At 64.7% G+C, this 6,585-nt stretch carries 9 protein-coding genes and 1 riboswitch; of the genes, 2 read left to right on the top strand and 7 right to left on the bottom strand.

Annotated features, from left to right (window positions below):
- The 4 genes from ISS20_RS22590 to ISS20_RS22575 all read right to left on the bottom strand — a co-directional run.
- The coding region (locus ISS20_RS22590; protein WP_291439755.1) for a glycerophosphodiester phosphodiesterase family protein at nucleotides 1-577 on the bottom strand (577 nt) is incomplete at its 3' end.
- Between the two features lie 80 nt (nucleotides 578-657).
- Nucleotides 658-1,242: a methionine biosynthesis protein MetW gene (gene metW, locus ISS20_RS22585; protein ID WP_291439753.1), complete on the bottom strand. Its 585-nt coding sequence runs from the start codon at nucleotides 1,240-1,242 to the stop codon at nucleotides 658-660.
- Complete coding sequence (locus tag ISS20_RS22580; RefSeq protein WP_291439751.1) at nucleotides 1,239-2,369, bottom strand: homoserine O-acetyltransferase; 1,131 nt, start codon at nucleotides 2,367-2,369, stop codon at nucleotides 1,239-1,241. The genes metW and ISS20_RS22580 overlap by 4 nt, the downstream gene beginning before the upstream one ends.
- Before the next feature lie 132 nt (nucleotides 2,370-2,501).
- Nucleotides 2,502-3,068 carry a TMEM165/GDT1 family protein gene (locus ISS20_RS22575; protein WP_121421696.1) on the bottom strand — a complete coding sequence of 189 codons (567 nt, stop codon included), beginning with the start codon at nucleotides 3,066-3,068 and terminating at the stop codon, nucleotides 2,502-2,504.
- A gap of 9 nt (nucleotides 3,069-3,077) precedes the next feature.
- Nucleotides 3,078-3,270, bottom strand: a riboswitch (yybP-ykoY riboswitch).
- A 245-nt stretch (nucleotides 3,271-3,515) separates the two neighbouring features.
- Between ISS20_RS22575 and ISS20_RS22570 the strand changes: the two genes are divergently transcribed.
- Both ISS20_RS22570 and ISS20_RS22565 read left to right on the top strand, forming a co-directional pair.
- A complete protein-coding gene (locus tag ISS20_RS22570; RefSeq protein ID WP_291439747.1) occupies nucleotides 3,516-3,899 on the top strand; it encodes an RNA-binding protein in 384 nt (127 codons plus the stop codon).
- 270 nt (nucleotides 3,900-4,169) lie between these two features.
- On the top strand, nucleotides 4,170-4,727 hold the full coding sequence (locus ISS20_RS22565; protein WP_291439745.1) for an RNA-binding protein: 558 nt from the start codon (nucleotides 4,170-4,172) through the stop codon (nucleotides 4,725-4,727).
- A gap of 108 nt (nucleotides 4,728-4,835) precedes the next feature.
- Here ISS20_RS22565 and ISS20_RS22560 read toward each other — a convergent pair whose 3' ends face one another.
- The 3 genes from ISS20_RS22560 to ISS20_RS22550 form a co-directional block, all read right to left on the bottom strand.
- Nucleotides 4,836-5,618: an SDR family oxidoreductase gene (locus ISS20_RS22560; protein WP_291439743.1), complete on the bottom strand. Its 783-nt coding sequence runs from the start codon at nucleotides 5,616-5,618 to the stop codon at nucleotides 4,836-4,838.
- A gap of 41 nt (nucleotides 5,619-5,659) precedes the next feature.
- The gene (lptC, locus tag ISS20_RS22555) at nucleotides 5,660-6,280 is read right to left on the bottom strand and encodes an LPS export ABC transporter periplasmic protein LptC (RefSeq protein ID WP_291439740.1); all 621 of its coding nucleotides are present in this window, start codon (nucleotides 6,278-6,280) and stop codon (nucleotides 5,660-5,662) included.
- Nucleotides 6,277-6,585 (bottom strand): HAD hydrolase family protein (locus ISS20_RS22550; RefSeq protein WP_291439739.1); only part of this gene is annotated, 309 nt, incomplete at its 5' end. The genes ISS20_RS22550 and lptC, both read right to left, overlap by 4 nt.

The raw sequence follows: 6,585 nt of genomic DNA, 5'->3' as shown, positions 1-6,585 counted from the left end.
CGATGGACTGGAAGTAGGTGGGGTGTTTGGTCTCGGGGTAGATGCCGATCACGCGGCCGGTTTTGGCTGTCGCCGCCTTGGCCAGGTCGATCACCTCCTGCAAGGTGGGCACCTCGAACCGGCCGTTGTAGGCCACGTTGGCCGGGCGCTGCGCGGGGATGCGTTCGCGGGCGCGCAGGGTCTTCAGCTCGGCCAGCGTGAAGTCTTCGGTGAACCAGCCGGTGATGGCCTGGCCGTCGATGGTCTTGGTGGCCTTGCGGCCCGCGAACTCGGGGCGGTCCACCACGTCGGTGGTGGCTTCCTTCACGGAGCCATCGGCGCCCAGGATGGCAATCGCGTTCTCGTGCCGGGCCACCAGCACGCCGTCCTTGGTGATCACAAGGTCGGGCTCGATGATGTCCGCGCCATCGTCAATCGCCTGCTGGTAGGCCGCCAGCGTGTGCTCGGGCCGCAGCGCCGATGCGCCGCGGTGGGCAATGACGGTGGGGGTGGGGGGCCAGGCCTGGGCTACGGCGCCCAGCGCCCAGGTGGTCAACAGCGCGGCAGCGGTCACGGCGCGCAGTGCAATGCGTTTCATGCGGGTCTCCTACAAACAGAGCCCGCACCTTAGCCGATGCGCTTGACAGTGCCGTGTCGCTGGGCGCGCACCCACAAGCGCTACGCGTGTTCGAAGTGGAAGACCGCCGTGCCCGCGCGTGCGTTGGACAGCCAACGCACCTCTTGCCCGTCCTGCAATCCGAATGAATCGAGGATGCGCAGGCTGTTCTTGGTGGCCAGCACCTCAAAGTCCTTGTACGTGCCCACGCGGATGTTGGGCGTGTCGTACCACTGGTAGGGCAGGCGCCGCGTTACGGGCATGCGCCCGCGCAGGATGGACAAGCGGTTGGGCCAGTGCGCAAAGTTGGGGAAGGCCACCACGCCGGTGCGCCCCACACGCGCCGTCTCGCGCAGCATGGTTTCGGCGTTGCGCAAGTGCTGCAACGTGTCGATCTGCAGCACCACGTCAAAGCTGTTGTCGTCGAACATGGCCAGCCCCTCGTCGAGGTTGAGCTGGATCACATCCACCCCGCGCTGCACGCAGGCCAGCACGTTGGCGTCGTCAATCTCCACGCCATAGCCGCTGCAGCCGCGCTCGCGCTGCAGGTAGTCGAGCATCGCGCCGTTGCCGCAACCGAGGTCGAGCACGCGCGAGCCGGGGGGAACCAGGCGCGCCAGGGCTTGCATCGCCGCTTTTTCGGTCATGGTTGCAACTCCTTGGCAATGCTATCGAAGTAAGAGCGCATCACGCCCATGTATCGTGCGTCATCGAGCAAAAAGGCATCGTGCCCATGGGGCGCGTCGATCTCGGCGTAGCTCACGCTGCGGCGGTTGTCGAGCAGGGCCTTCACGATCTCGCGGCTGCGCTTGGGCGAAAAGCGCCAGTCGGTGGTGAAACTCACCAGCAGAAACCTGGCCTGCGCCCGGGCCAGGGCCCGCGTGAGGTTGCCGGCATGGGTGCGCGCAGGGTCGAAGTAGTCCAGCGCCCGGGTGATGAGCAGGTAGGTGTTGGCGTCAAAGTAGTCGCTGAACTTGTCGCCCTGGTAGCGCAGGTAGCTTTCGATCTGGAACTCGATGTCTTGGGTGCTGTACTTCAGTTCCAGGCCTTCGCGCAGCTGCCGGCCGAACTTCTCGTTCATCACGTCGTCGGACAGGTACGTGATGTGGCCGATCATGCGGGCGATGCGCAGGCCGCGCTTGGGGATCACGCCGTGGCGGTAGAAGTGGCCGCCGTGGAAGTCCGGGTCGGTCACGATGGCGCGGCGGGCCACTTCGTTGAAGGCGATGTTCTCGGCCGTGAGGTTGGGGGCGCTGGCCACCACCACGGCGTGGCGCATGCGGTCGGGGTACTGCAGCGTCCAGCTCAGCGCCTGCATGCCGCCGAGGCTGCCACCCAGCACAGCGGCCAGTTGCTGGATACCCAGGCGGTCCAGCAGCCGGGCCTGGGCGTTGACCCAGTCTTCCACCGTGACCACGGGGAAGTCCGCGCCATAAACCTCGCCGGTGTCCGGGTGGTGGTGCATGGGCCCGGTGGAGCCAAAACACGAGCCCAGGTTGTTCACGCCGACGACGAAGAAGCGGTCGGTGTCCACGGGCTTGCCGGGGCCGATCATGTTGTCCCACCAGCCTTCGCTCTTGTCCTGCCCGGCGTACACGCCCGCGACGTGGTGCGAGGCATTGAGGGCGTGGCACACAAGCACGGCGTTCGAGCGGTCGGCATTGAGCGTGCCGTAGGTCTCGTAGGCCAGGTGGTAGTCGCGGATGGACGCACCGCTTTGCAGCGGGAGCACCTCCGGAAAATGCATGGACTGGGGCGTGGCAAAAAACGACATAAAAAAACCCGGCGTCGCTAAAAACGAGGCCGGGCGGATGTGTCGGACGGGTCTTTAGCAGGATTTATAAAGCGCCCGCAAGCTGTGGCAAATCGGCGCGTCTGGCAAATATACCAAAACGGCCGCTGCTGCTCACCCGGCGGGCGTGAAGATCGCCACCAACCCCAGCACCAGAAAAATCACCGCCGAGACCACATGGACGGCGCGAATGGGCACGCGGCGAGTGATGCGCTCGCCCAGCCATACCACCGGCGCGTTGGCGATCATCATGCCGAGCGTGGTGCCCGCCACCACCCACAGGTAGGCGTTGTACTGCGCGGCCAGCATGACGGTGGCGATCTGGGTCTTGTCGCCCATTTCGGCCAGGAAGAATGCGACCACGGTGGTGCCAAACACCCCCCAGCGTGGCGATCCGTCGGCTTCGCCTTCGTCAAGCTTGTCGGGGATCAGCATCCACACCGCCATGGCGATGAACGATGCACCCAGGATCCAGCGCAGTACCTGGGGGCCGAGGAACGTGGTCACCCAGGCACCCAAAGCCCCGGCCAGGCCGTGATTCACCAGGGTCGCCACCAGGATGCCAAGCACGATCGGCCAGGGTTTGCGAAAACGTGCGGCCAGCACGAGCGCGAGCAGCTGCGTCTTGTCGCCCATCTCGGCGAGCGCGACGATGGCGGTAGAAATGAAGAAGGCTTCCATGGGGGAGGGGGTCCTATCCGGCCGGATGGGTGGAAAACGCATTGACTGCACCCCGACTCCGGCCATGTGGATCGGTTTGCAGTCAATGGTCTCGCCCAGCTCGAAAACCGCATACGCCATAGGTTTCAAAGAACCCAAGTGTGTTGACGCATGCCCCCGACGCGTTGCGCTGCCGGGCGGGCTACTCCCCAAAGACCTGTAGATTTTACCCTATGGTTTGCCCTGAAATTCACCGAAAAACCACGCTGACCCGGTGTTTTGAGCCCATCTGCCCACAAATAAACCCCCACGAGCACCATAAAGTGATTAATAATGGATTCGCTTTTCTGCTTGCAGAAGGGCAGTTAGCTTAGCGGTGAATGGTCAGTTTCGCGTCTTTGAAGTCGTCACAGGTTTGTTGATTGCGTCGGGCTCCATCGCGTTTTTGTGTTTTTTCAGGAGTCCTTCATGGGCAACAAACTTTACGTGGGCAACCTGCCCTACTCTTTCCGCGACGAAGATCTGCAACAGACCTTCAGCCAGTACGGCTCGGTTGGCAGCGCCAAGGTCATGATGGAACGTGACACCGGCCGCTCCAAGGGTTTCGGCTTTGTCGAAATGGGCAGCGATGCTGAAGCCCAAGCCGCCATCCAGGGCGTGCATGGTCAAAACTTCGGCGGCCGTGACCTCGTGGTCAACGAAGCCCGTCCTATGGAGCCCCGCGCTCCCCGTAGCGGTGGCTTCGGTGGCGGCAATGGCGGCGGCGGTTACGGCGGTGGCCGTAGCGGTGGCGGCGGCTACGGCGGCGGCGGCGGTGGTGGTGGTTACGGCGGTGGCCGTAGCAGCTACTAAAAGTCCTTATCGGCAGTCCTCAGGGCCTGCCGACGGCAAAAAAAGGAGCCTTCGGGCTCCTTTTTGCATTTTGGCGCGGCATGGGCACCACAGCGCGCAAAGCCGCTTGCTTTTTCCGCAAAAGTGTGGCGCATAATGGTCTGGCGGGTTTGGCCCGCACTTCAAGTTTGCGGTGATCCGTCAGTTTCGCGCTGAGAGCGTCATTGAGATTAGCTGGCTGCGTTTTGGGGACTCCATCGCTTTATCCATGTGTTTTTGAGGAGTCCCTCGATGGGCAACAAACTGTACGTCGGCAACCTGCCTTACTCGGTGCGCGACGGTGATCTGGAACAGGCCTTTGGCCAGTTCGGTGCCGTGACCAGCGCCAAGGTCATGATGGAACGCGACACAGGTCGCTCCAAAGGCTTTGGCTTTGTGGAGATGGGCAGCGACGCAGAAGCCCAGGCCGCTATCAACGGCATGAACGGCCAACCCCTCGGTGGCCGCAGCATCGTGGTGAACGAAGCCCGCCCCATGGAACCACGCCCACCCCGTAGCGGTGGTTTTGGCGGCGGCGGCGGTGGTGGCGGCTACGGCGGCGGTGGCCGCAGTGGTGGTGGCGGCTATGGCGGCGGCCGTGAAGGCGGCGGTGGCTATGGTGGTGGCCGCGAGGGCGGCGGTGGTGGTTACGGCGGCGGCCGCGAAGGGGGTGGCGGGGGCTATGGCGGCGGTGGCCGCAGCGAAGGCGGTTTCCGTAGCCCCTACGGTTCGGGTTCGCGCAACGGTGGTGGCGGCGGCCGCAATGGCGGCGGTGGTGGCTACGGTGGTGGCGGCAACGGCGGCTACTGAACCGCGGCAGCTCTTTCTGTCAAAAGGCCCCTCGGGGGCTTTTTTCATGGTCGGCTGGATTTGGCTGCAGTGGTTGGCAGCCCAGCGACCGACAGGGGGGTACCGCCCTTACTGCACTTCGGTCTGGCGGCGCTTGCGCGGGCGGCCCGCCAACACCTTGTCGAAGAGGGGGTTGGGCAGCATGCGCAGCAGCTTGGCGACCACACCCATCTGCCAGGGGATTACCCGGTAGCTCACGCCCGCCTGGATGGTCCGGAACGCCCGGTCTGCAAAATCGGCCGGCTGCATCAGAAACGGCATGCTGTAGCGGTTTTGCTGCGTCAGGGGCGTGTCGATGTAGCCCGGCGAGACCGTTACCACGCGCACGCCGTGGGGGCGCAATTCACCCCGAAGGCTTTCGCAGTAGCTGATGACGGCCGCCTTGCTGGCGCAATAGGCGCCATGGCCGGGCAGGCCCCGGATGCCTGCCACGCTGCCAATGCCCACCAGGGTGCCACTGCCGCGCTGCACCATGGCGTCCACAAACGGCTGGAAGGTGGCCGCCATGCCAATGTTGTTGGTGGCAAAAGTGCGGGCCATGACGTCGATATCGTCTCGCACCGCTGTGTCCATGCCCACGCTGATGCCAGCGTTGGCAATCACCACATCCGGCACCCCCTGGCGTGCGATGCATTCGCGCCCTGCCGCGACGATGCTGTCGGTCACCGACACATCAGCACTATAAATTTCATAGCTTTCAGGGCTTATTCCTTGAGCACTTGCCCATGTTTTGACTTCGGAAGTGCGCCGCGCCACCAGAGCCAGGCTAAACCCCGCTTGGTGGTAGCGCTGGGCCAAGGCTTGGCCGATGCCACTGGATGCGCCGGTGATGAAGACAAGGGGAGTGGTCATGTGCATTCCGACAGTGGGCGGTTAGGCAGGATAGGTGGAGGCTACCGCGTGGTGCCCGGCAGGATCATGCCGCGAACCCGCCCGCGCAGTTGCAGCACCTGATCGAGGTTGTCGTACTCCATGCTGTCTGCCGTGAAGCGGTCGTTGCCACGGGTGAGCGTGACCGGCTGATCAGAACGCACCCGCTCGGTGTTGGTGAAGGCATGCAGAAACTCACCACGGAACTCCATGGGAGGCTGCGCTGCCGCCCCGGGCTTGGCGGGCAGCGGTTCACGCTTGACGATGGCGTTGCCGAACAACTGCACTTCGGAGCCATCGGCATTGCTCAGGGCCCGGTTGGCCGTGGCCACGGTGACTCGGCCATCGAGGCTGACCGAACGCATGCGGACCTGATCGATCTCCAGCGTGTCGGTGTCGGGGTAATGGCGCGCCTCGTCACCCTGCACCTCGCTCTGCAGGCGGCCCGTGGCATCGAATGTCTTCACCGAAAAGGACTTCATGAAATAGTCCGGCTGGTGCTGCACGGGCCGGTCAATCGCTGGCAGCTGGGGCATGGGCGCGTTGCGCACCAGCCACCAGGTGCCCAGGGCCAGCAGGCCCATCAGCACCACGGGCAGGTAGATCGAGAGCTGGTCCCAGCCCTGGCGGATCACGCGGATCATGCGGTGTAGTCCGCTAGCAGCGCCGCATAGCGGCCCGTGGCCACCAGCAGCAGGTCGCACAGCTCGCGCGCCGCACCGTCGCCCCCGCGCGCGTGGGTGACGAAGTGGGCCGCGTGGCGCACCTCGGTCTGGGCGTTGGCCGGCGCGCAGGCAAAGGCGCTGCGGCGCATCACGGGCAGGTCGGGCCAGTCGTCGCCCATGGCAGCGGCCTGCGCCCAGGTCAGGCCCAGGGTGGCCAGCATCTGCTCGGCGGCGGGGCGCTTGTCTTCGGTGCCGAACACGGCGTGCTCCACGCCCAAGGCCTT

The sequence above is a fragment of the Acidovorax sp. genome, assembly GCF_016783915.1.
Taxonomy (GTDB): Bacteria; Pseudomonadota; Gammaproteobacteria; order Burkholderiales; family Burkholderiaceae_C; genus Acidovorax.
The sequence above is the reverse complement of the archived record's forward strand: the minus strand, read 5'-3'. Positions and strand labels throughout refer to the sequence as shown.

What these genes read in the sequence shown, in the direction of transcription:
- metW (WP_291439753.1), bottom strand. Translation starts at nt 1,242, where the DNA reads ATGACCGAAAAAGCGGCGATGCAAGCCCTGGCGCGCCTGGTTCCCCCC.
- ISS20_RS22580 (WP_291439751.1), bottom strand. Translation starts at nt 2,369, where the DNA reads ATGTCGTTTTTTGCCACGCCCCAGTCCATGCATTTTCCGGAGGTGCTC.
- ISS20_RS22575 (WP_121421696.1), bottom strand. Translation starts at nt 3,068, where the DNA reads ATGGAAGCCTTCTTCATTTCTACCGCCATCGTCGCGCTCGCCGAGATG.
- ISS20_RS22570 (WP_291439747.1), top strand. Translation starts at nt 3,516, where the DNA reads ATGGGCAACAAACTTTACGTGGGCAACCTGCCCTACTCTTTCCGCGAC.
- ISS20_RS22565 (WP_291439745.1), top strand. Translation starts at nt 4,170, where the DNA reads ATGGGCAACAAACTGTACGTCGGCAACCTGCCTTACTCGGTGCGCGAC.
- ISS20_RS22560 (WP_291439743.1), bottom strand. Translation starts at nt 5,618, where the DNA reads ATGACCACTCCCCTTGTCTTCATCACCGGCGCATCCAGTGGCATCGGC.
- lptC (WP_291439740.1), bottom strand. Translation starts at nt 6,280, where the DNA reads ATGATCCGCGTGATCCGCCAGGGCTGGGACCAGCTCTCGATCTACCTG.